The following is a 22406-nucleotide window of genomic DNA, read 5'->3' as shown; positions in this document are numbered from 1 at the left end:
TGAATTATGCGTTAGATCCACCAGATACACTAATAGTTTCACCAGTAATAGCTGAAGCACCATCAGAAGCTAAGAATAGAACAGTATCAGCAATTTCATGTGGTTCTAATAAACGATTCATTGGCATTTTACCAGTGATATATTTTTCCATAGCTTCTTGTTCTGTTGAATTATCTTGTTCTGCTAAGTTAGCAAGTTGATTTTCAATTAATTTAGTACGAACTGGTCCTGGTAAAACTGCATTTGATGTAATACCAAATTTAACAGTTTCTAGTGCTACAGTTTTAGCAAATCCGATTTGAGCAAATTTTGAAGCTACAAATGCAGATTTGAATGGGTCTGCCATTTCACCATGTGCTGAAGAAATAGTGATGATACGTCCTTTTTCTTGTTGTTTCATACTTGGGATTGTATGTTTTGTCATTAAGAATGTACCTGTTTGAATAACACCTAATACTTGGTTCCATTTTTCTAATGGGAAGTCTTCAACTTTAGAAATAAATTGGATACCTGCGTTATTAACTAATACATCAATTTCACCATATTTACTTCTAATGTCAGCGATAGCAGATTTAATAACTTCTTCATCTGTTACGTCAACTTGATAAGCTACACCATTTTCTAATGAGTCTGCTGCTTTTTCAGCTGCATCTTTACTCATATCAAAGATAAATACACGATCGCCTTGTTTATCAAATCCTTGTGCGATTGCGTAGCCAATTCCTTGTCCTGAACCTGTTACAATTACGTTTCTAGTCATATTAAATTCCTCCTAAAATGTTTATATAAATGCGGATGCGATGATTACAACAATAAGCGCTAATAAATTGGCACCCGTATTAGTAATAAATAAATATTTAAAGCCATTTTTGTGATTTAAACCTGTCAATGCGAATAGTGTTAATACAACACCAGTATGTGGCATAACAGTAAATACAGATGAAGACATTACTGCAACTCTGTGAATTGTATCAGGGTCAATACCCATATCAACATACTGTTTACCAAATGCTTGCATGACAATACCTAGTGAACCTGAAGCAGAACCTGTTATAATACCGAATAACGCAGAAGCTACAGATAAACTTATTAATGGATTTCCTGGTATATTTAATATTAAAGATTTAATACTTGAAAATCCTGGTGCTAAAGTAACTACTGTACCAAATGCAATTGCAGAAGCAGTTAAGAACATTGGTGTTACTGAACTACCAGCACCTTCGTTAATAACTTCTCTATGGATATTGATGTGTTTATGGAATAAAATGGCAGATAAAATAATTGAAATAGCTAAACTAATAAGAATAACGTTATCAATTTTTAATATACTACCAATAATATTGATAATAATTAACACAACGATAGGTAAAATACTTAGATAAAAATTAGGTGTAGATTTTTCTTCATTTTCTAAATCTAAATTACTTGTATTAAAATCATCAAAAGTTTCACCTTTTGCAAGACTTTTATTTAATGCATGTTTCATGTACCATAAACCAAATACTATGGCAACGATTGTTCCAATGATTCCTAATAAAGGTGCTGCTGTTAATGTTGTACCCAAATATTTAGTTGGTACAACATTTTGTACTGAAGGTGTACCTGGTAACATTGTCATAGTAAATGTTCCTAAGCCTAACATGATAGGAATACAAATCAAATTCCATGCAATATTCAATTGTTTGAATAAAGGTTTTGCTAAAGGCACGATAACGAAGACAACCACGAATAAGCTAATGCCTCCGTATGTTAAAATTGCAGTGATTAAAAATATAGAAACTAATATAGAATATGGATTGCTAGTACCAATTTTACTAATTATTTTAGAGGCGATAGAATGTGCTGCACCACTTTGATCCATGTATTTTGCAAGTAATGAACCAAGTAAGAACACGCCAAAGAAACTAATAATAAATTGAGCCAATCCAGTAATATATGATTCTTTAGTTCCAATTAAGGAATTAAAGAAAGGTAAACCGTTTGTTAAAATAACAATAATTGAAGCAATTGGACCTACTATTAAAATAGAATATCCATTCATTGAGAAATAGATAATGAATAATATCCCGATAATAATACCAATTGTACCGATGATTTCCATATTGGCCCTCCCTTAAAGTAGAATTTCAAGTTTAATTTTTGTCTATTTGATGACAATTAATATTATCAACCCAAAATTAGGTTTTGTAAAAGATTGTTTTAGGTATAAAAACTATAACTAAAAGGTTATATAGAGGAAAGAGTGTCTAAATGATAAACACAAGATCAAGTAAATATTTAGAGGAAATCAATAGATTTGGTAGTATTTCCCAAGCAGCAAAATATTTATACATTTCACAGCCGTATTTAAGTAAGTTTATTAAGGAATTAGAAACTGACTTAGGCACAGAGTTATTAAATAGAGAGAAAAATCCAATTACTTTAACGTACGCTGGGGAACGTTATATAGAATATATGAATCAAATTAAATATACGTATGATGAAATGAAATCGGAATTACAAATGATTTCTGGATTAAAAAAAGGTCGTTTAGTCATAGGAATTAATCCTATACTAGCAGCCCATGCATTATATAAGATATTGCCAGAATTTATAAAAGAATATCCAGGTATCGAATTAAAGTTAATAGAAGAATCAGCTCATCGAATTGAGCAATTACTTATTGATAATAAGATTGATATAGCAATTACGATTTTGCCTTTTTATCAAGGTGTATTCCAGTTTGAAACTCTATCTAAAGAACCCATATATTTGATGATTCCATCCAATCATTCATTAATTACAAATGATAATTACAAAAACAAATCAATTTTTGAAATTCATCAAGAACTAGTAAATGATAATTTTATATTGTTAAAACCGAATATGGCTTTGCGTAAAATCACTAATCAAATATTAGAAGACAATGAGCTTGAACCCAATATTGCGATGGAAACGATCAGCATTGATAATGCTTTAAGATTGGTAAATGAAGGCTTAGGGATTACTTATGTACCAGAAAGCGTTAAAAACAGTAGTAAACATTTTGAAGGGTTAAGTATTAAATTAGAGAACCCTAGCTATTTTAATCAAGTTGTAGTGGCATATAAAAGTGATAAATTTAATCACTTGTCTAAAGCTGCACATATGTTTATAGAATTAGCTAAAGCTACATATAATAAAAATGAAGATGAATGAATTTAAAATTATAGCCTGAGACATTAATTGTCCCAGGTTGTTTTATTTTATATAAATTTCAAGAGTAGTAATTATATGAAGACACTAATCAAATAGTGTTTTTAAGTAGTAGTTGAATACAAATGAGCATTCATTTATGTTTCTATGGTGAACTTATTATTTAAAAAATGTAATATGAAAATAAAAATTTATAAAAGTAAGCGTTTGCACTAGGAATTTCATATATCTTATTTTAAAATGGATACATACATAAACATAAGGAGATGGATTAAATGTCAGTATTAGATAAATTCAAATTAGAAAATAAAGTAGCTATCGTAACAGGAGGAGCTTCTGGTTTAGGTAAATCTATGGGAAAAGCTTTAGCTGAAGCAGGTGCTAATCTTGTAATTGCAGATATGAATTTAGAAGTTGGACAACAAACTGCTAAAGAATTTGAAGAAGAAACAGGAAATAAAGCCATTGCATGCAAAGTAGATGTAACAAATGTTGATCAAGTAAACGACATGGTAAAAGAAACAATGGATACATTTGGTCATATTGATATCTTGTTCAATAATGCAGGTATTAATGAACATGTTGATTTTGAAGATATGCCATATGAACGTTGGAAAAAAACAATGGATGTTAACTTAAACAGTATGGTACTAGTTACAAATGCTGTTGGTGAAGTCTTCCGTGAACAAAAGAGTGGTGTTATTGTTAATACATCTTCAATGTCAGGTGTTATTGTAAACACACCACAACCACAAGCAGCATATAATACTTCTAAAGCAGCTGTAATTATGCTTACTAAAAGTTTAGCAAATGAATGGGCTAAACATAATATTCGTGTAAATACAATTGCACCAGGATATATGAAAACAGAATTAACTAAAGATTATTTCGCTAAAGGCGGAGATATGATTGATACTTGGATGAATATGACTCCTATGAATCGTCCAGGTGTACCAGAAGAATTACAAGGTGCAGCACTATACTTAGCTTCAGATGCATCATCATTCGTTACTGGTTCAGTTATTACTGTTGACGGTGGTTACACAGCACTTTAATCGTATTCAAAATTGAAGTGTCTGAGACATTAAGTTTTGAGACAAAGGATAAAAAGCAATTTCTATTGAAAAATATAGAAATTGCCTTTTTCTTTGATTCAATATATACATTACTGAGTAACGAATACATGTTTTATTAACATTTATTTACACAAAAAAACTGCCGATAAGACATATATCTTATCGACAGTTATTGAAATTTATCATGCTATATTATGCTGGAATTTCAGTACGTTTGTTACTATGTTTTCTAAGAGCTGCTGCTAATAAGCTTGATACTACTCCGAAAATCATGAATCCAATAAGCATCCACATTGTTGTATTTAACTCTAGATGATGATTCATATAGATAATTTCTTTTAAGCTTGTTGAGTAATGTGCAAATGGGTTCCAATCATAAATATATTTTTGATAGAACTCAGGTAGCATTTGTTTTGGTAACATTACTAATTGCATACTAAAGAACATTGCAATGAAGAAGATTGGTACTGATTTCATACCTAACCATGTCATTGTTCCAAGAATTAATCCAACGAATCCCATAATAGCTAATGCTACAAATATAGAAACTCTATTTGGATGATCAAAATGGAAATCTAACGCACCTTTCATGAAATATACATATGCGAAACTACCAGCAAATGCTGTAATAGCTGTAAATATCATTTGTGCTACAGACGCAATTAAACGATGTGCAATTTTAACGTTATTACTAGTTCTAAATGCAAAGAATAATAAGATTGATGCAACAATAGAACCCATCCAAACTGGCATGAACATTAAGAATGATGCATTACCGCCACCTTGGTGATCTTTAACTTCATTAATTTTATCGTTATTGATTTTAACTGGATTAGTTACAGCGTTAATATCTTTTGCATCAACTTTAACATTTTGTTTTTCTAATGTTTGAAGACTTTGTTTTGTAATTTGATTATTAATATTGTCACCCATACCTGACAATACGCTACTAGCCATTTGAGAACCTTGTAAACTTGTTCCTTCACTTACAATTGTTTTAAATTGTGCTTTTTTAACGTCAACTTTTTGGTTGCCCATTTTTTTAGCCATTTGTTGTGCTTGTTGAGCTGGAATTTCACCTGATTTTACTTTATCTTGCATTTCAGATTTTTTACTATCCATTACGACTTTTTGAGTTTTACTCATAGCATTTTTTGAAAAGTCTTTTTCAAAAATTGCAGCCCCATAATATTTCTCTTTTTCTATACCTTTTTTAGCGTCTTTTTCACTGTCTACTTTAACCCATTTAACAGCGTCAGAATCGCTATCTAATAGTTTATCTTCTAATTTATCACCAATATTTGTTTTCTTACCTTGAATAGAAGTACCTTCATCGTGATTTACGATAGCAATTGGCATATCTTTTGGTTTAGGATTAAACGCTGGGTAAAATGCAACCGCGAAAATCATTAATATTAAAATGATTGCTATAGGCGTCAACCATAATAATTTACTTTTAAATATATTCATAACTTTTTTTCCTCCCTTGAAACAATTCAACAATTTGTTGAACATTTATCACTTTTACAATTATAATGAGTTTAAATAAATAAACAACAATCAATTAATAGAAAAACGTCTTTTATTGAACACTTTGGTGTATATTGTCTATTAATTATGGGAGGTTTTACATTTTTGAAGGAAGATCGACGTGTCCGTAAAACAAAATCAGCAATAAAGCATGCCTTTATACAATTATTAAAGGAACAAAATATTGAAAATATTACAGTGCAAGACATTGCAGATAAAGCTGATATAAATCGAGGTACATTCTATTTACATTATGAAGATAAATATTTATTATTAACCGATATGGAAGACGAATGTATTGCTCAAATATCTAAATTCACCACCTTTTCAGAAATTGAAGGTGAAAATGTTGAAATGATTTCGACACTATTTATAGATAAAGTATTGCGAAACATCATTCAACATGTATATGATAATCTAGACTTTTATAATACGATTCTTAATTTGGAACGAAAAAGTCGTTTAGAAGAAAAAATAAGCGACCTGATACAATATAATATGAAGAATCAGATCAGTATTAATAATGAAATTGAAGGCATACCAGAAATGTATTTTCATAGTTATGTGTCAGGTGCCACAATCTCAATTATCAGATATTGGGTATTAGATTCTAATCGTATTTCTGTTGATGACCTTGTCACTCATATTTTCAAAATTATTTATTATGGTCCGTTACGAATTATGGCAGAACAAAAATACAATCAGTCTCGTTAAACACATTGCTCGTAAAATATTGTGATGCGTTTGAAGTTAAAAAGCTTGTGAAAGGACTTTTACAAATGATCACTGCATATAAACATTCAAATCAAATTAATAATGAAATTATCGAAACGACTCTTGATCAACAAGCATTGTGGATTAATGTAGTTGAACCTGATAGAGAAGAAATAGAACATTTAATGGAATATTATAATTTACCAGAAGACTTTATTCGAGATCCACTCGACTCAGAAGAAAGTGCTCGTATTGAGTATGACGAAGATACTGGATACTCACTGATTATTATCGACTTACCTCTAGTTAATTCAACAAATCGCAGTGTCCTATCCTTTATTACTATTCCATTAGGCATAGTCATTGGTAATGGTATCGTAATGACTATTTGTGACGCTGAAAATGAATTTTTAGAGAACTTCTCTAGACAAGACAATATTAATCTGAAGTTTCATAGTCGCTTTGCACTAGAAATCTTAACAACGATTGCGAATCATTATAATAGAAATTTAAGATTACTGAATAAATCACGTATTCGTATCGAAAGAGAATTGAAAAATAATATTACTAATAAGCAACTTTTCAAACTAATGGAAGTTGAGAAAAGTTTGGTATACTTCTTAGCGGCTTTGAAAGGTAACGATACAATAATTAAAAAGTTATTCCGTCTACCTGCTATTAAACGTTTTGAAGATGATGAAGAGTTACTAGAAGATTTAATTATCGAAAATAACCAAGCAATTGAAACAACCGAACTACATCAACGTATCTTAGAAAGTATTACAACTTCTTATGCATCATTATTGTCTAATGATATGAATACGATTATGAAAACATTAACTATGTTTACTGTATTATTAACCCTACCTACACTGGTATTTAGTTTCTTTGGAATGAATGTACCATTACCACTAAGTGATCATAGTTATATTTCTTGGATTATCGTTGTCGTTATTTCTCTTATTCTTGTTGCAATCGTCAGTGTTTATTTATGGCGAAAACAAAAGCTATAGCTATAACAAAATTAAAAAAATCACTTGGGACATAAATCCCAAAATAATAGCACTAAGACGATTTATTTTAATCATCTTAGTGCTTTCTTTATACCCAATACTTCGTATTGTATGGCTCTCTTTGCCCAACTTGCTTTGCTTGTAGAAACTGATTTAATCAGTTTCTCTGTGTTGGGTCCCTTCCCATGGTACAGTTTCAGCCAGAAATACGGCACAGATAAATCTGTGAGTATTTCTAGTGTCTTCAACTAGTACTGTTCCCTCGGGAGTCTCGCCATAAATACTACGTATTTTGTGTGTAATTTTACATTATAATACTTTTAAAGAATAAGGCCTTCTGTATAATTTAATAGATATCATCAAAGTAAATTAACGAGTTGTCTTTTTTATAACCTACTTTATTGAACTTCTTTATATTTATTTCTTTTAGATAGAACAAATGTCACAAGAACTGAAACGACAAATGCTATTACCATTCCTATGAGGTAATGTAGCCACCCACCATGGTTTGGATTGATTGATATAAATCCAGGTATACCTGCTGTACCTAAAGCTATTGCTTTAACTTTAAAGAATGAAATATACGCTGCACCAAGACCTGATCCAATAATAGCACCTATGAATGGGTATCTTAATTTAAGATTTACACCGAACATCGCTGGTTCCGTAATACCTAAAACTGCTGAAATACCTGCAGCTGATGCAACACCTTTTAATTTTTTATTATTTTTAATAATAAAGAATGACGCTAACGCTGCACCACCCTGAGCGATATTTGACATGGTAGCAATTGGGAAGATAAATGAACCACCAGTTTTAGCCTGATCAGCAATTAATGTTGTTTCTACTGCAATGAAACTATGATGCATACCAGTGATAACGATTGGTGCATATAATAAACCAAAGATTAATCCGCCTATTGCACCACCAAATTCGTAAAGCCATGTTAAGCCATCTGATAACCAGTATCCTAATTGTCTTGTAATAGGACCAACAAATAAGAATGTAATAAATGCTGTTACAAAGATTGATAATAGTGGTGTTACTAAATTATCTAATACTGTTGGTATGACTTTGCGAAGCCATTTCTCAATAGTAGCTAATATATAAGCTGCCACTAACATAGGTAAAACTTGTCCTTGGTAACCTACTTGATTAATATGTAATCCAAATACATCCCAATATGGAATTGATTTACCCGCTTCTACTGCTTTCGGAAAATCATAGGCACTCATCAAACTTGGATGTACTAATATCATACCAAGTGCTGCGCCTAAGTATGCATTACCGCCAAATCGTTTTGCTGCACTAAATCCAATTAAAATCGGCAATAATGTAAATGGTGCATTGGCAAAAATATTAATCATCTCTGCTAATCCAGCAAATTGATCATGGACTTCAATCAAAGATTTGCCATCATAAAATAAGTCCTTAGCAGTTAATAAATTGTTTAGACCCATCAACAAACCACCGGCAACGATTGCTGGAATAATCGGAACAAAGATATCAGATAACATTTTCACAAAGCGTTGTAATGGATTCATATATTTAGTTGACTTCTCTTTTACTTCAGAAGTTGTAGACGCTTCTTTACCAGTAATATTCTCCATTTCGTTAAATACTTTATTTACAGTCCCTGACCCAATAATAATTTGGTATTGACCACCAGTTGAGAATGTTCCTTTAACGACATCCATTTTAGATAATGCGTCTTCATCTACTTTACTTTCATCATTTAATATTAATCTAAGTCTCGTCGCACAATGCGCCATTGAATCTAAATTCTCTTCTCCACCTATTGCAGTTAATATATCTTCTGCTGATTGTTTATAGTTCATTTGTATAAACCCTCCCAATTTTTTGGAACCAGTTCCAAAATTACTAACTTTATTGTAAACGGTTGCAATAATTAAATCAACCTCATTCAATAAAGTTTTAAATTTAATCGTTGTCATGACAGTTAATTAACTTATATTAATTTACTCTTCAAATGGGTATAAGAATATAAATAATTAAAAATGAAAGGAGTTAGTTTATTGAAAGAACGTGGATATATTGAAAAGTTATGGCGCGAAGAGAAATATCGTGTATTACTCCATAGTCAAAGTCATTACAATGCTATACGTGAAAGACTTAAACATAATCCCTCATATAATGAAATTAATCTAATAGTAAAAGAAGCAATTCAAATGCCCCCTAGTCAAGGAAGTGTTATGAATGCCTACGATCATATGTGGGGATATTTCAAAAAGTTAGCTACAGAAGAGGAAAAGGAAACTGCTACAAAATTAAAACATCAATTTAAACATCAAGATATTCCAATAGAAGATTTATTATCATTTTTAAGATCGTTAGCGTATCAATATGATGTTCAATATTTAAAAGATAGCACAGTATTAAAAGCATAAAAAAGACAAACCACTCTTTTATAAGTGGTTTGTCTTTTTTGTAAGTAAAGGTAATAAACCTTTATTGACTCATTAAATGTACATTATTATAAATGTCTGAAGAAAGATTAATTCTAAGTTGTATCACTAAATAATTATAAACAATATAAAGGACTTATTTTTACATCCAGTGAAACGAATTGTCATGCTTCATTTAATTTGTTAGTACTTCGGGGGGAGTATTTCAAATTAATGTTTTTAAAAATCGCTACTTAAATATTGATGTTTCATCATACTTTAATTTTCAGAAGATGGTTATTCATTGGATGTCGTTTAAATATTTCTACCAAATATGAAATATGTTGTTGATTCTTGTTGTCATTGCTTCATATATTCAACATTGTTTCATGATGTCTAATTACTAGTTGCTAATGTGTTAATAAAAATATTTAAAGTATGAATATAATCCTTGTTGTTTATACTAATGTTAAGTTAATCAATTTTTATTCACTAAATATGGTATATGTGATTCTATGTTGTCTCTCTCTTTTTGTTGTTATATCTAAGTTGTGTATATAACGTACATTTAATACCATAGATTACAACCCTTAATCAATTTAAGTTTTTTAAAATTTCTTTTGGATTGGAATCTATATTTATTATGTACTAAAAAATGAGATTACACGCTATTGAAAATTTCCAAATATACAATACTATATTTCTAAAACTCCTTTTATGTTGCAAACAATACAAAAATGGCTACGTTTTCACAAAATTTTTACTATGAACTTTATTTTTAACTATTACTATTTGAAGGCGAATCTATTATAATATCAATTATTATTTAATCGCGTATTAAATGCCACAGACATTGAATATCATAAAAACTATTCAATGCAAACAATTTATAAGTGATGATTTTTTTAGATTTTCAAAACAAACATAGAGGAGCTTCGTAATATCATATGACATGTAACCTAAACCTTTTTCATCAGTACAGCACCAAGCCATTTCGTAATATTAATAAAGTCATCATCTTATTTTCATTAACTAATGACTTGAACATTAAAATCAACGGAGAAGTTAAAGATTTAGATGCACACATTGCTATAATTAATCATGGTGACATATTTGAAGTTGAAAATGCTCATAATATAGTACAATTAACGATTCCGATCTTTTATTTTTATGTAGAAGATGACGACTTTTTCCAGTGCTATTTCGATAGACATTTATTACAATCTAGTGGTTATATCAAAACGCTTATTCTACAAACTATACAACAATATTCAGAGGACCAAACGGTTGATCATCAACTTTGTTCCAAAGTAATTCAGACCTTGTATAAAGAAGCAGTTATAAAATACGATGTTGATTATATCCCCAATATGTCAATTAGTAATACTTTGTTTTCAGAGTGTTTACTTTTTCTTCAAGATAGAATAACTCAAACTATTTCTTTAAAAGATGTCGCTATAAATAGTAGTATTTCAGAATCTTATTGTTCAAATTTATTTATACGTTATTTAAATATGAATTTTAAAGATTACTATACAAGTTTGAAAATTCGTCATGCTATTAAACTATTAATGACTACTAATTTATCAATTAACACTATATCAGAAGAATCTGGGTTTAGTAGCCATACTAATTTTACAAATCAGTTTAAAAACTATTTGAATTTTAGCCCAAAACAGTATCGCTCTTATATAGTCAAAATGGATACTTTGCCTCATTTAAATATAGAAGATAAGGATTATTCACCTTTTATACCATTAATTAATCATTTTGATTTTAATAATCAATTAGCTACAGAGATTACTGAAATCAATATAGATAACTTTGATCCTAAAGATTATTCCAAACCCTCAAAAGCATTTATTAGACTTGATAATTTTAATGAATTATTTCATTTTACGTTCAATGAGTATTTTGATATTGATTTTTCATTTTTACCTGAACCAGTCATTCTTATTGAAAATGTTAGCGACGTAACTTCTAATCAAATTAACTATCATTTGTTACATAGATGCCTTGATAAATTATTTGAGAGACATATTGGTTTAGCAATAAAAATTAAATCTACAATCAATTTAATGTAGTTAATCAATTTATTTTGAAGTTTTTACAAGGACATAATGACTATAAATTAAATAAAAAAATCGTAAAATTAATGCTTATTTTTGATTCGTCTAAAATGTCTACACAAGATATACATCTTTGTCATTTAAAAATTAAAAATAAAAATAAAGATATCCAATATGGTATGACTGTAGACGGCCTATTACGTCAAAATCAGACTGTAGAAAAAACATACGATACTTTAAAAAGACTTAATTTTGATTACTATTTAATTGATATAGAAAATATTGAAACGAAATTATCTTTAATTAATAAAAGAAGAACATATAATCATTCGACGACACATTTTGAAAATTATAAGCAGTTCATTTTAGATTCAGGCATAGACTCCACTCATTTTGTGTATGATTATTTATCTTTGAAATGTTTCAAATATGCTAGCAATAGTTCTAATCCTTTACAACTAGCTGATTTAGTTTGTCATATCATTGCTTTACTACGCTATGGTGGTGGTATTAGTTACCAACTCATTGCAGACGAAACGAAGTACTTGTCATTATTTAATGAATTCGGTAATGCATTACCTCTAATTCACATTTATAAAATGACTCACCCTTTTGTAAATGAAGAATTACAAATTTGTAATAACTACATTATGAGTCGTAAAGATGGCAATTATCACTTCATATTATTTAATAAAATAAACGATCGTTATTTATCTGATAGTCAACAAAAATTTATTTTCAAAAACACATTGAAATCACATTCATTGACAATAGTTCAAACTTTGAATAGCGAGCATGGGACAATAGATAATTTATTACCACAAACTAAAGAACAACTATTTCTTGATAAAGATATTATTAATCAATTGGATCAATGCAATCATCCAAAAACAGAACTATTTATTCAAGAAAATGATAATCAAGATGTTAATGTTGTTCTCAAACATGATGAAGTAAAATATGTATGTTTCAAACCTATTTAGCCATCGATTGTAGAATGATGTTGTCATAAGTTTAACAATCTCTGATTAAGGATATATTTAGTATTAAGGAGATGATAGGATTGGATAATCAAAAAGCAACTGAAGCAATTGAAAATGTATTAGACCATTCAAAAGTGGGTGTATTATCAACCGCTTATAATAATAAACCTAATAGTAGATATATGGTATTCTATAATGATGAATTGACACTATATACTAAGACAAATATTAATTCTATAAAGGTTGAAGAAATTGAAGACAATCCTTATGCTTATATTTTATTAGGCTATAACGAAACGACTAACAATAGTTTTGTTGAAATCGATGCAACTATTGAAGTTGTTAAAGATGAAAAAACAATTGACTGGTTATGGGAAACTCAAGATAAATCATTTTTCGATTCTAGTAAAGACCCTGAATTATGTGTATTAAAAGTAAATCCTAAATCAATTAAATTGATGAACGACAAAGATTTAGACACACCCTTCACAATTGAGTTATAAATGAATGATTAATCTCAACTTAAATAAGTTGGGATTTTTTGATGTGATACAAATTCGTATATTTGATGAAAATTTTAAATTATAATATCCACTTATATTTTAAATTTAATTGCAAATCACTCTATTTTTCTGTATAAATAAAATAGTAGATAGATAAACAATATCAAAGGAGATTTTGCTAAATGAAAGGTAAAAAAGGACTCGCTTATAGCCTTATTGCAATCATGGTCATTATATGTATTGTTTTAGTTATTGCTATGATGGCAGGCGGTAAAAAAGAAACATATTATGGCGTAATGAAGAATGGTACAACAATTGATAAAATGATTAGTGAAAAAGACGAAAAAATCGAAAAGAACGTTAAACTTCCATCAGATGCTGATGTATCTGTTAAAAAAGAGGATTTCGTAAGAATTACTAAAAATGAAAAATCTGGCAAAATTGCTAGTGTTAAAAAAGTAGATCATGATGATGTACCACATGGATTAATGACTCAAATCCATGATATGGGCGATATGCATATGTAATTTTAAAAGAAGCAAGTCGATAATGACTTGCTTCTTTTTTATGTTATACGAACGAATATGTTAAGTTATAATCTATCAACCACTGCCTCTAACCATTAAAATGGAAGTACTTTTAAGGGTCACAGTAGCTTTCGCTACTGCTTAAAGGATATATAGTTACTCTCCTGAATTAATTAGTCACTTTTAATCTATGGTGTTTATTAATGGAACACATGAGGTGAACTCATGTGTAAGAAATACTAATTTCTAAAGAAAAAGTATTTCTTTAAATGCATAAGAGCCCCTAATCGCTAAAGCGATTTTCTTCTTGGTTCGCCTTAGCTTTGCTAATGCATAAGAGCCCCTAATCGCTAAAGCGATAAGAGGCTCTAAAATGTCAGATTTATTATTTTATAATGTTTTTAAGTAATCTTGACCTTGTTTTTTATCATAAACGTTTTCCCATTTAGCAATGACAACTGTAGATAAAGCGTTACCCATAACGTTAACTACTGTACGTACCATGTCTAATAAACGGTCAACCCCTATAATTAAAGCAAGTCCTTGAGCTGGTAATCCCATTGCACCTAATGTTGTTAATAACACAACGATTGAAGTACCTGGAACTGCTGCCATACCTTTTGATGTAAGCATTAACGTTAACATTAAAACTAATTGTTCAGTTAATGTTAAATGCATGCCATACATTTGTGCTACGAATAATGCAGCGATAGATTGATATAAAGCTGATCCATCTAAGTTAAATGTATAACCAATTGGTATAACAAACGATGTAATATCTTTCGGCGAACCGAATCTTTCCATCTTTTTCATCATTACTGGTAATACTGCTTCTGAACTTGAAGTTGAGAAAGCCAAAAGTATTTCGCTTTTTAGTATTTTCATAATAGAGAAAATACTAATGCCACACATTCTAGCTACAATTCCTAATACTACAACTATAAAGAATACCATTGCGAAAATTACAACTAATACTAGTTTTAGTAAAGGAAGTAACGCTGATGCTCCGAATGTAATGATTGTTGTACAAATAAATGCAAAGACACCAAGTGGTGCTAATTTTAATATTTTATTAATCATCCAGAAAACTGCTTCTAAAGTTCCACTTAAGAAAGATTTTACTGGTTCTGCTTTTTCGCCAACGGCAGCTAAACCTAAACCGAAAAATACAGCAAAAAAGATAATAGGTAATAATTCACCTTTGTTTAAAGCTTCAAAAAAGTTTGTTGGTACAATGTTTACTATAGTATCAATAAAATGATTACCATATGTAGTTTGTTCTGCAGCATGTGCAGATGTTTGATATTTAGAAATATCGCCCTTTGGTAATTTTGATGGATCTAATCCAGAACCTGGTTTAAATAGGTTTCCGAAAATTAATCCAAGACCAATAGCGATTGTTGTTATAATTTCAAAGTATAATATTGTTTTCCATCCGTAGCGACCTACAGTTTTCGATTCCCCAACGTTCGAAATAGATAGTGCTAAAGAACAGAATACAACTGGAATAACAATCATTTTAATTAAGTTTAAAAAGATGTCTCCAAATGGCTTTATGTAGTTAGCCGCTTCTTCATTTCCATATAATATAAGTCCAACGACAACACCTAGAACCAATGCAATTAATACTTGCACAGGTAGACTGATTTTTCTCTTAAACAGAGCCATATTGCAAACTCCCCTTCATCTGACATCACTTAATTATATCAGATAAGTTAAAAATAGCTATAATTATTTATATAACAAATATAAATAATTGTATTGAAATGTTTTAACTTTTATGAATCAAGAGTAGTTTACTATGTTTATTTTTAAAGGTTCTTCATTTCTATTCTTTAATTTTAACTGATACCCAAAATAAAAAAGTTACCAAATGTTTTTCAACTTGGTAACTCATCTTATTGCAATTATTTTGAAGGTTTATAGTTTTTATTAAAGTAATTATGCTTAGCACTTTTTATACTTTTCTTAGTTTCAGTATCAAAACCTTCGGCAAAAACACCTTTTCTAGTACTAATAGGTTGAATGACATAAGTTATTTTAGGTTCATCTTTAAAAATAACTTCCTTATAATAAACACCCTTTTTAGCGCTATAAAGAGTTTCTTGTTTTTTAACTTTATCTTTTAAATGGTGTTCTTTTAAATAACTATCAACCATTTCAATATTTTTGTGACCTTGATATGATTTAAGCGCGAAGAAAAACGCAAACGCAATCACTAATGAAATAATTAATATAATAATAATTCTGATTAATTTCTGCTTCTTACTCATTTTATAGACTCCTTTTGCCTTATCTTAATTAGTATGAACGAAATTTATGCATTTTTAAAGTCTTATAAAAATTTTGTAACAAAATATTCTTAACTCATTGATATAATGCAAAGATGATTCATATGTTAATTAAAGATACTGTCTTACATCATCAAGTGGTAAACGTACTGATTCATGGGCTTCTTGTGCACCTTTACCTATAGCAATTGCTACAACTGGTACAAATCGATCGCTATCTATCCCTAACACATTTGCAATATTAGCTTTATCAAATCCGCCTATAGCATTAGTATCGTAGCCATGCGATTTAGCCACAAGCATTAATTGCATTGCCATTAAACTACTATCAATATTAACGATATCTTTCATACCTTCTCTAGATAATCCTTTATAATGAGGCAATACCCAACTTAACATCTTATCTTTAATTTCTTCTGTCATATGATTCTTGCTTACTGCGTCACCGTATATCTGTTCAGCTTTTTCATAATTTTTCAAGTCTCCAAATATGATTATCATAGCTGAAGAAGTATTGACTTGTCTCGAATTCTTACCGAAAGATGGTAATATTTTCTCCTTACCTTCATCAGAATCTACAACTATTAATCTCCATGGTTGCATATTCACTGAAGATGGTGCTTTGGTTGCTTTTTGAATGATATCATCCATTTCTTCATGGCTGATTTTATGTTCTGTATCAAATACTTTTACTGATCTTCTTCCTTTTAATACATCGTCAAATTGAGTGATTTTCTCCATTATATATACTCCTTATTTTTTATAAGTCATTGGATTTTTCAAATCAATAATCTTTAATTATGATTTTCTAATATTTAAATGAAAAGCAATTTAACTTTACTATCAAAATAGGCACTTGACAAGTCACACACTTCATAATATGGTTACCTTAACAAGGAGTGATTTAATGTATGTCGAAAATAGTTATTTAAGCAAACAATTGTGCTTTTTATTCTATGTTTCATCAAAAGAAATTATCAAAAAGTATTCCAATTATTTAAAGGAATATGAACTCACGTACACTGGTTATATAGTGCTAATGGCGATTGAAGAAGATGAGAAACTTAACATCAAAACTTTAGGTGATAGAGTTTTCTTAGATTCAGGCACTTTAACACCATTACTAAAAATATTAGAAAAGAAAAATTACGTTGTTCGAACTCGTGAAGAAAAAGATGAACGAAATCTTCAAATTTCACTAACAGAACAAGGTAAAAGTATTAAAAAACCTTTATCAGAAGTTTCGCAAAAGGTATTTGGCGAATTTGATATAGATGTAAATGAAGCTAAGGAATTAGTTAACCACCTTCAACTTTTTGTTTCTAAAAACTTCGATAAATCCTCAGAAAAATAATCTTATATAGAGAAAAAAGGCAAAAGTAAACTTGCCCACTTTCATCCCTTTCTTATGCGTTGATAAAATCAAGTTTTGTAAACTTTTGTCTATATTCTCTAGTACGAATTATCACTCTATTAATAATCCATTTTACTTTACCTCATAACAAACACTTCATATAATGAATTTACAATTAAATATAGTTAATTTATAACTGTAAAAGGAGCTAATAATATGCCAAATAATGACTTCTTTAATAATTCATTTTTGAAAAATGATCCAACTGATTTATTTAGAGATTTAGGTAAACAAGTATTCAATCAATTTTCATCTCAAGCTTTCCCTGTTAATTTATATAATGAAAATGATCATTACTTAATTGAAGCTGAACTTTCAGGTGTGAAAAAAGAAGATATTTCATTAACTTTTGAGCAACATACGTTAACTATTAAAGCTAATAAATATATTGAATCACATAATGGACAAACGCAATTAAATGAACGTTCTAGTGGTGAATTGGTGCGCAGATTTGAATTCGAGGATATAGACAAGTCTCTTATCAAAGCAACATTTGAAAATGGCATTTTAAGCGTACGCTTGCCTAAACAACAGCAAGAAGCTGAAGATGCAACAACAATTTCAATTTCATAATATAAAATATTAGACCTTGTTATGGATTTACCATAGCAAGGTCTGTTTTTTTAATTAATTGTTTTCGCGTCTTTTTTATTAACTAAAAACATTGTAATTACAGCAATAATAGCAAATATTGCTAATAATATAAATGCGAGATGGCTTGTACCAGTGATACTAGATACATAAGTGATTACTATTGGTGGGAAGAATCCTCCTAAGCCACCCATCATTGATACGATACCATTTGCTGTCCCAGCTTCTTTTGAAAAGTATGATGGTACAAGTTTAAATATTAATCCGTTACCAATACCTGCACATATACTAATTAATAAGCAACCTATTGTAAATAATACAATGTGAGAAGAAATGCCCAGGATTACTGCGCCTATAATCATAGCAATGAAATCTATAATTAATACTTTAACAGCATTTAATTTATCACCAAGCATGCCTCCGATTGGTCTAAGGAATGTTGCTAAGGCGATAAAAATACCTGACCGAATTCCTGCATCTACTTTATCAATACCAAAATGATTAACTAAAAAGTTAGGTAAGAATAGACCAAATGCTACAAATGAGCCAAATGTTATAAAATACCATAAGCTTGTATAATATAATTTAGGATTTTTAGCTAATATTTTAGTTTGTGCCACTAAAGGTACTTTAACTTTTGTTTCTTTATTATCACCAAAAATAAACATTAATATAGCAAATAAAGCAATAAATATTAAATACATTCTTACTGTTGTTTGCCAACCGATAATGCCTGCAATAGGTGGTGCTAAGAATGATGAAACTGCTGTCCCTATGTTCCCCATGCCGTATATACCATTTGCTAACCCTACTTTTTCTTTAGGGAAGTATTTAGGAATGGAAGTGACACCTACTGAAAATATAGCGCCCCCTACTCCTAAAAAGAACCCTGAAAGCATTAGCATTCCCGGAGATTTAGCTTGAGCTAAAAAGAATATTGGGAATAATAGTATTATGAAACTACAGAAGAAAACCCATTTAGCTCCAATAATATTTGTGAGATATCCAAACGGAACTCGTAAAATGGATCCTAAAATTACAGGTATTGCTAAAATAATCGATAGTTGTGATGCTGGAATTTTAATATCTTGTGATATGTAAGGCATTAAAGGAGATATGATATTCCAAGCCATAAATCCAACTACTAAACTTAACGTTTGTAAACCTAGTTGAAAACCACCTTTTCTTTTGTCCATGTCTTCACCTTCATAAATTATAATTATTTAGTACTTTAATGAATAAATCATTTAATAATTGTGAGTGTTACTACTTCTATGCAAAGTACTAACTATAACTATATTTTATGATGTTTGTGAAAAATTGAACATTAGTGTAATCCCTTATTTGTTTACCTTTTTCCCCTATAAAAATAAATGAGTTCAGTAAAATTAAAAGCATTTATTAATAGAACATATGAGGCATGTTCATGCGTTGGAAATACTAGTGGTTATAGTGGAACACATGAGGTGAACTCATGTGTAAGAAATACTAATTTCTAAAGAAAAAATATTTCTTTATCGTCTTTTCTCCCCAGCATAGTTGACTAGGTTAATCATGAGTTTTATGAAATGAGTAACCAGTCAACCACTGCCTCTAACCATTAAAATGGAAGTACTTTTAAGGATCACAGTAGCTTTCGCTACTGCTTAAAGGATATACAGTTACTCTCCTGAATTAATTAGTCACTTTTAATCTATGGAGTTTATTAATGGAACACATGAGATGAACTCATGTGTAAGAAATACTAATTTCTAAAGAAAAAGTATTTCTTTAAATGCATAAGAGCCCCTAATCGCTAAAGCGATTTTCTTCGGTTCGCCTTAGCTTTGCTAATGCATAAGAGCCCCTAATCGCTAAAGCGATTTTCTTCTTCGGTTCGCCTTAGCTTCGCTAATGCATAAGAGCCCCTAATCGCTAAAGCGATAAGGGGCTCTAAAATTCTAATAGTTTCTTTTTCATAGCGTATTCAACTAATTCTGGTTTTGTTTTTAATCCTAATTTGTTCATAATATGTGTTTTATGTGCTTCTACTGTTTTTACAGAAACAAATAATTTTTCAGCAATTTCTTTATTACCGTACCCTTTAGCTATCAACGGTAATATTTCTAATTCGCGTTTTGATAAAATTTTAAAGGGATCAGACCCATCTGTAGGTTCTTGGTTGTTGTTATTAACGAATTCATTAACAAGTGATGTTGTTAATTTCATATCGACATAAGTATCTCCTTGATAAACAGTTCTAATCGCAAGAATTAATTGTTCATCAGGCGCATTTTTTAAAATATAGCCCTTTGCACCATTTCTAAGTACATGAAATAAATATTCTTCGTCATCATACATTGTTAATATTAATATTTTAGTCTCCGGAAAACTTTCATTGATTTTGCTTGTCGCTATTAAACCAGATTCACCTGGTGGCATACTTAAATCCATAAGAAGAACGTCTGGTTTATGTTCTAACACCTTTTGATATGCTTCAACACCGTCAGCAGCTGTAGCCACTACTTCCATATCTTGTTGATAGTTTAATATCATGGAAAAACCTGTTCGAACAACTGCATGATCATCAGCTATCACAATTTTCAATTTAATTCCCCCAAAAATTTTCACAAAGGTACTTCTAATGTAACTATTGTACCTTTATCAATATGTGTTTCTATATCTACATGCCCGTACACTAATTCAGCACGCTCGCGCATACCGTATAAACCTAGTCCAGATCCTTTTGGTTGAGAATTTGGATTAAATCCGTATCCATGGTCAATAATTTCTGCAATTAAATTATCATTATTTTTTTGAATCATTACATCTACTTCACTAACACCTGCATATTTTAACGCATTATAAATCGCTTCTTGAACTACACGATAAACAACTGTTTCAACTTCACTATCAAAACGTTGCTGTGAAATATTAGATGTGTAATTAATTTGCATTCCGAAATTTTCTTCAAACTGTTTAAAATAAGATTTAAATGCGGCTTCTAAACCTAAATCATCTAATGAAGCTGGTCTTAATTCAACAGATAAATTTCTAACATCATCGACTAATTGAGACATGATACCCTCAATATTTTCAACATCATTCAATATTTTTTCTCTATCCTGTTGGTACTTTAATAAGCGTAATTGAACGTTTATATTTAAAAGTTCTTGAACTAGACTATCATGTAATTCTCTCGAAATACGTTTACGTTCATTTTCTTGTGCAGAAATGGTTTTTCTTATCATCCTACGTTGGTTCATTTTTTCTTGACGTTCAATCTGAGGTGCAACATCTTGCAAAGTAAATGCATTGATACCTTTTTCTTTATCAATTGTTTGATATGTAGCAGTAAATGGTGCAATTTCTCTTTGATTAGTTTTCATAAAAACTTGAAATGTAGATCTATTAGGTTGTTCTACATCTAAAAAACAATTTTTACATGATTGCAAATCAAATTCATTGGTATAACCTTCACATCTACGACATATTGCATTGGTCATCGTACTATAATTATCTTCCATTGAAATCACTTCATTAGCTGCTTCATTCATAGCTATTACTTTGCCATCATTATTAACAAACACAATTTTCTCATTTGTGCACTCATAATATTTTTTCAATAAAGTTTCAAGTTTGATATCATCATGTCCCAACAATTTAATCACCTAATATCTTCTTTTAATTCACCTAGTCGCTCATTGATAATAATATTTTCTATATTATCAGGCAATGGTTTGTGATTTCTTTGGCCAAATAGTATTACACCATAAACTTGGTTATTAAAGCAAAGTGGTACTGCTATCACCGCTGTTAAACTTTCACTTAATAAAATGGGATATTTTACTTTTTCATCTGGTGACAGCGCCATATCTACATTAGAAATTAGCATTCTTTTCCCTGTTTTCATGACGTTACCAGCTAATCCACGACCTTTTCGTAGAACGATAAGTTTATATCTATCGTTGTTATTTCCGGATACATATTGCCATTTTATTGGGGAATAAGTACTTGAATGCTCACAAAATGCAATCGCTGCAAAATCGACGCCTTCTTCTTCTCTTAATTTATCAATATTGTATTGAATATTTTGCAGTTTCATATTTAAACCTGGAGTCATTATCATTCCACCTT

At 29.9% G+C, this 22406-nt stretch carries 20 protein-coding genes and 1 pseudogene; 10 read left to right on the top strand and 11 right to left on the bottom strand.

Annotation, left to right across the window (positions count from 1 at the left end):
* Window positions 1-4: 4 nt before the first annotated feature.
* A complete protein-coding gene (locus tag N524_RS0104530; protein ID WP_029055772.1) occupies window positions 5-760 on the bottom strand; it encodes an SDR family NAD(P)-dependent oxidoreductase in 756 nt (251 codons plus the stop codon).
* A 21-nt stretch (window positions 761-781) separates the two neighbouring features.
* Window positions 782-2101, bottom strand: coding sequence for a GntP family permease (locus tag N524_RS0104525; RefSeq protein ID WP_017636830.1), 1320 nt, complete (start codon window positions 2099-2101; stop codon window positions 782-784).
* 149 nt (window positions 2102-2250) lie between these two features.
* Between N524_RS0104525 and N524_RS0104520 the strand changes: the two genes are divergently transcribed.
* Both N524_RS0104520 and N524_RS0104515 read left to right on the top strand, forming a co-directional pair.
* A complete protein-coding gene (locus N524_RS0104520) occupies window positions 2251-3177 on the top strand; it encodes a LysR family transcriptional regulator (RefSeq protein WP_017636831.1) in 927 nt (308 codons plus the stop codon).
* Between the two features lie 272 nt (window positions 3178-3449).
* A complete protein-coding gene (locus tag N524_RS0104515; RefSeq protein WP_017636832.1) occupies window positions 3450-4229 on the top strand; it encodes an SDR family NAD(P)-dependent oxidoreductase in 780 nt (259 codons plus the stop codon).
* Window positions 4230-4442: 213 nt separating this feature from the next.
* Here N524_RS0104515 and N524_RS0104510 read toward each other — a convergent pair whose 3' ends face one another.
* Complete coding sequence (locus N524_RS0104510; protein ID WP_029055771.1) at window positions 4443-5720, bottom strand: YhgE/Pip domain-containing protein; 1278 nt, start codon at window positions 5718-5720, stop codon at window positions 4443-4445.
* 165 nt (window positions 5721-5885) lie between these two features.
* Between N524_RS0104510 and N524_RS0104505 the strand changes: the two genes are divergently transcribed.
* Window positions 5886-6494 (top strand): TetR/AcrR family transcriptional regulator, encoded by a 609-nt coding sequence (locus tag N524_RS0104505; RefSeq protein ID WP_029055770.1) that lies wholly within the window; start codon window positions 5886-5888, stop codon window positions 6492-6494.
* Between the two features lie 65 nt (window positions 6495-6559).
* Window positions 6560-7507, top strand: coding sequence for a magnesium transporter CorA family protein (locus tag N524_RS0104500; protein WP_017636835.1), 948 nt, complete (start codon window positions 6560-6562; stop codon window positions 7505-7507).
* 398 nt (window positions 7508-7905) lie between these two features.
* Here the strand turns inward: N524_RS0104500 and N524_RS0104490 are convergent, their stop codons facing one another.
* Window positions 7906-9345 carry a sucrose-specific PTS transporter subunit IIBC gene (locus tag N524_RS0104490; RefSeq protein ID WP_029055769.1) on the bottom strand — a complete coding sequence of 480 codons (1440 nt, stop codon included), beginning with the start codon at window positions 9343-9345 and terminating at the stop codon, window positions 7906-7908.
* Window positions 9346-9543: 198 nt separating this feature from the next.
* Between N524_RS0104490 and N524_RS0104485 the strand changes: the two genes are divergently transcribed.
* The 4 genes and pseudogenes from N524_RS0104485 to N524_RS0104470 all read left to right on the top strand — a co-directional run bounded on the left by N524_RS0104485 (window position 9544) and on the right by N524_RS0104470 (window position 13994).
* Complete coding sequence (locus N524_RS0104485; RefSeq protein ID WP_029055768.1) at window positions 9544-9915, top strand: YbgA family protein; 372 nt, start codon at window positions 9544-9546, stop codon at window positions 9913-9915.
* A 944-nt stretch (window positions 9916-10859) separates the two neighbouring features.
* Window positions 10860-12964, top strand: a pseudogene (gene rsp / locus N524_RS12750) (AraC family transcriptional regulator Rsp).
* A gap of 80 nt (window positions 12965-13044) precedes the next feature.
* On the top strand, window positions 13045-13467 hold the full coding sequence (locus N524_RS0104475; protein WP_029055767.1) for a pyridoxamine 5'-phosphate oxidase family protein: 423 nt from the start codon (window positions 13045-13047) through the stop codon (window positions 13465-13467).
* Between the two features lie 182 nt (window positions 13468-13649).
* Entirely contained in the window at window positions 13650-13994 is a 345-nt protein-coding gene (locus tag N524_RS0104470) for a DUF4889 domain-containing protein (protein WP_017637748.1), read from the top strand.
* Window positions 13995-14384: 390 nt separating this feature from the next.
* Here the strand turns inward: N524_RS0104470 and N524_RS0104465 are convergent, their stop codons facing one another.
* The 3 genes from N524_RS0104465 to N524_RS0104455 form a co-directional block, all read right to left on the bottom strand.
* Entirely contained in the window at window positions 14385-15662 is a 1278-nt protein-coding gene (locus N524_RS0104465; RefSeq protein WP_029055766.1) for a dicarboxylate/amino acid:cation symporter, read from the bottom strand.
* A gap of 239 nt (window positions 15663-15901) precedes the next feature.
* A complete protein-coding gene (locus N524_RS0104460; RefSeq protein WP_017637746.1) occupies window positions 15902-16267 on the bottom strand; it encodes a DUF3139 domain-containing protein in 366 nt (121 codons plus the stop codon).
* Between the two features lie 129 nt (window positions 16268-16396).
* The gene (locus N524_RS0104455) at window positions 16397-17026 is read right to left on the bottom strand and encodes a nitroreductase family protein (protein WP_017637745.1); all 630 of its coding nucleotides are present in this window, start codon (window positions 17024-17026) and stop codon (window positions 16397-16399) included.
* A gap of 166 nt (window positions 17027-17192) precedes the next feature.
* Here N524_RS0104455 and N524_RS0104450 point away from each other — a divergent pair, with 166 nt between their 5' ends.
* Both N524_RS0104450 and N524_RS0104445 read left to right on the top strand, forming a co-directional pair.
* Window positions 17193-17639 carry a MarR family winged helix-turn-helix transcriptional regulator gene (locus N524_RS0104450; RefSeq protein ID WP_029055765.1) on the top strand — a complete coding sequence of 149 codons (447 nt, stop codon included), beginning with the start codon at window positions 17193-17195 and terminating at the stop codon, window positions 17637-17639.
* A 216-nt stretch (window positions 17640-17855) separates the two neighbouring features.
* On the top strand, window positions 17856-18272 hold the full coding sequence (locus tag N524_RS0104445) for an Hsp20/alpha crystallin family protein (RefSeq protein ID WP_029055764.1): 417 nt from the start codon (window positions 17856-17858) through the stop codon (window positions 18270-18272).
* 50 nt (window positions 18273-18322) lie between these two features.
* Here N524_RS0104445 and N524_RS0104440 read toward each other — a convergent pair whose 3' ends face one another.
* The 4 genes from N524_RS0104440 to nreA form a co-directional block, all read right to left on the bottom strand.
* Window positions 18323-19486: a nitrate/nitrite transporter gene (locus N524_RS0104440; protein ID WP_029055763.1), complete on the bottom strand. Its 1164-nt coding sequence runs from the start codon at window positions 19484-19486 to the stop codon at window positions 18323-18325.
* A 736-nt stretch (window positions 19487-20222) separates the two neighbouring features.
* Window positions 20223-20876 (bottom strand): nitrate respiration regulation response regulator NreC, encoded by a 654-nt coding sequence (gene nreC, locus N524_RS0104435; RefSeq protein WP_029055762.1) that lies wholly within the window; start codon window positions 20874-20876, stop codon window positions 20223-20225.
* Window positions 20877-20896: 20 nt separating this feature from the next.
* Window positions 20897-21928 carry a nitrate respiration regulation sensor histidine kinase NreB gene (gene nreB / locus N524_RS0104430; protein ID WP_017637740.1) on the bottom strand — a complete coding sequence of 344 codons (1032 nt, stop codon included), beginning with the start codon at window positions 21926-21928 and terminating at the stop codon, window positions 20897-20899.
* An 8-nt stretch (window positions 21929-21936) separates the two neighbouring features.
* Window positions 21937-22392: a nitrate respiration regulation accessory nitrate sensor NreA gene (gene nreA / locus N524_RS0104425; protein ID WP_029055761.1), complete on the bottom strand. Its 456-nt coding sequence runs from the start codon at window positions 22390-22392 to the stop codon at window positions 21937-21939.
* Window positions 22393-22406: the final 14 nt, after the last annotated feature.

Source organism: Staphylococcus sp. URHA0057 (assembly GCF_000620265.1).
Classification (GTDB): Bacteria; Bacillota; Bacilli; order Staphylococcales; family Staphylococcaceae; genus Staphylococcus; species Staphylococcus pasteuri.
The sequence above is the reverse complement of the archived record's forward strand: the minus strand, read 5'-3'. Positions and strand labels throughout refer to the sequence as shown.